This window comes from Flavobacterium cauense R2A-7 (genome assembly GCF_000498475.1).
GTDB classification, from domain to species: domain Bacteria; phylum Bacteroidota; class Bacteroidia; order Flavobacteriales; family Flavobacteriaceae; genus Flavobacterium; species Flavobacterium cauense.
Genome location: NZ_AVBI01000031.1, coordinates 1 through 2,283 on the forward strand (window position 1 = coordinate 1; position 2,283 = coordinate 2,283).

Genomic DNA, 2,283 nt, shown 5'->3' on the forward strand with positions numbered 1-2,283 from the left:
AAAGCCGGCGGGACGTTGGCAGTAATTTTAGAGAATAGTAATGTTAAAAACATTAAGCTTATTCTAATTGAGATAAATTATAGAATATCAACGCATAAATTATAGAAATTTTCTTATTTTTCCGCCTTAACAACACATTATTATGAGCACAAAGTTCTACGGTAAAAATATTTTCAAAGAAAAAATAGACACATTTAAGCCAAAATCAAAAAAAAAGGATAAATACAGAAGTCGCGAAGAACTAATACTATATAACAGAGATAGATTATTTGAGAAAATTGATACACCTAAAAATTTCTCATTAATAACTAATCCAACAGAAACAATAAACTTCATAAATCAATTAGAAGATCGGTATCTACAAGAAAAAGAAGTGTTTGTAAACATGAAACATGTTGAATACATGGATTATTCTGCAGTCACGATGCTTTTATCTGTAGTATTTTCATTTAAAGAAAGAAATATTAAATTCAACGGTAATTTTCCTAATAAATTGGAATACAAAAAAAAGCTCATTGATTCAGGCTTTTTTGACTGTTTAAAAACAAAAATTGATAAAACTTTAGAATACAAAATCGGAAAAGAAAATCAAATTTTCACAAGAGCAAACAAAGAGGTAAACTCTGAGTTAGGATTGCCTGTAATGATTGAAACTTCAGAAACTGTATTTGGAGAAAAAAGAACATTAAAAGGATTACAAAGAGTTTTATTAGAGTTAATGCATAATACCAATAATCATGCTGTTTTAAATAGAAAAGGAGAAAAGCACTGGTGGTTATCTGTTAATCATGATAAGGAAAATAAAAAAGTTTCTTTTATTTTTTTGGATTATGGAATAGGGATTTTTGAAAGTTTAAAAAACAAGCCTGAAGAAGGAAAATGGGAAAAATTAAAAAGTTACATTTCAAGTTTAGTAAATAAAGATGACAACTCAACTCTTTTAAAACTTTTGCTTGAAGGCGAAATACATATGACCGTAACCGGCAAACCATACCGAGGAAAAGGTTTACCAGGAATTAGACAAGCTATGCAAAGAAATGACATAAGTGAATTAAAAATTGTTTCAAATGATGTCTTTTCAAATGTAAGTAACAACATATATACTAAACTTAATAACGAATTTAGTGGTACATTTGTATCGTGGGAAATAAATTCAAATAATAATAATCTACAATGGATACTTTAACTATGAAAGAGATAATAGTAAATGTAAAAGAGTTTTCAATAACTCCTGGCTCTAGATATAGAGATGAGGGGGAAAAAGCTCATTCAGGACAGGAATTCAGAGAAGTTTTTTTAGAACCTTTATTTGAAGATAAAGATAACGATAGTTCAATCATAATAGTAAACTTGGATGGTACAATTGGATATGGAACATCTTGGTTAGAAGAAGTTTTCGGTGGACTAGCAAGAAAATATGGTAATGATTTAGTTTATAGTAAAATTCATTTAATATCAAATGAAGAACCATATTTAATTGATGACATAAAAGAATACATTAAGAATGCCTAAAATTAGAACCAGTCAAATAATAATTTTCACTTTAGGTATTGTTGCAGGAATATTTTTAGCAATTCTATTGAATAAAGTAAGCAATTTCAATATTCAAAATGATATTGCTATAGAAATGAATCCTATTGAAATATTTTCAATTTTAATAAATATTTTAATTGCTTATTACTTAACTGTAATTTTTGGAAATAAAAATGATTTTAAAAAAAGTGAAAAAGATATCTTAACAAGATATTTAGAAGATTTTCGAAAAGATAAAGATTTAATTATTTTAGAATCAATTGATCAAATTTTAAATTCGCAACATAATAACAATAGTCATTTTGTTAATAGTCAATTCAAATATCTAAGACAAAAATTAAATATGAATCTCACTCTTTTGGTTGATAGAGAAATTTTACCTGCAAACAGTATTTTGAAACAAAATGCTGAAAGTAAAATGAGGAATATTTGGGAAAAAATAACATATACTCCAACCGTCAATCAACAAAATTATAATATTGCAAATGACCTTATTATAGCACGAAGATTATCTACAGAATTAGACAAATTATTATTTGATTTAATTATAATAATAAATAAAAAATAAAAACTACTGCCAACAGCGGTTTTGTGCAAGCGGGGTTTTGGGTGTGTATTTGTAATGGACAGTGTTTGCACTTCTCTCCTATTTTTCAGCTTTTTTCTTTGAGACTTTTCGGTATATTTGTAAACATCAGTAACAAAAATCCCCGCCTGTCACAAAGCCGGCGGGACGTTAACGGCAATTTT

General features: G+C 27.2%; 3 protein-coding genes. All 3 read left to right on the forward strand.

Annotated features, from left to right (window positions below; all coding sequences use genetic code 11):
- The first annotated feature begins 142 nt into the window (after window positions 1-142).
- Genes FCR2A7T_RS14500 through FCR2A7T_RS14510 form a run of 3 tightly spaced genes read left to right on the forward strand, consistent with a single transcriptional unit; the run spans window position 143 to window position 2,101 of the window.
- The gene (locus FCR2A7T_RS14500; protein WP_023572058.1) at window positions 143-1,186 is read left to right on the forward strand and encodes a hypothetical protein; all 1,044 of its coding nucleotides are present in this window, start codon (window positions 143-145) and stop codon (window positions 1,184-1,186) included.
- A gap of 2 nt (window positions 1,187-1,188) precedes the next feature.
- A complete protein-coding gene (locus FCR2A7T_RS14505) occupies window positions 1,189-1,512 on the forward strand; it encodes an STAS-like domain-containing protein (protein WP_035118856.1) in 324 nt (107 codons plus the stop codon).
- Window positions 1,505-2,101 (forward strand): hypothetical protein, encoded by a 597-nt coding sequence (locus tag FCR2A7T_RS14510; protein WP_023572059.1) that lies wholly within the window; start codon window positions 1,505-1,507, stop codon window positions 2,099-2,101. Before FCR2A7T_RS14505 ends, FCR2A7T_RS14510 begins: the two co-directional genes overlap by 8 nt.
- Window positions 2,102-2,283 lie beyond the last annotated feature (182 nt).

Bases quoted from the DNA above. Each gene is read 5' to 3' on its own strand.
- FCR2A7T_RS14505 (WP_035118856.1), top strand. From the start codon at position 1,189: ATGAAAGAGATAATAGTAAATGTAAAAGAGTTTTCAATAACTCCTGGC.
- FCR2A7T_RS14500 (WP_023572058.1), top strand. From the start codon at position 143: ATGAGCACAAAGTTCTACGGTAAAAATATTTTCAAAGAAAAAATAGAC.
- FCR2A7T_RS14510 (WP_023572059.1), top strand. From the start codon at position 1,505: ATGCCTAAAATTAGAACCAGTCAAATAATAATTTTCACTTTAGGTATT.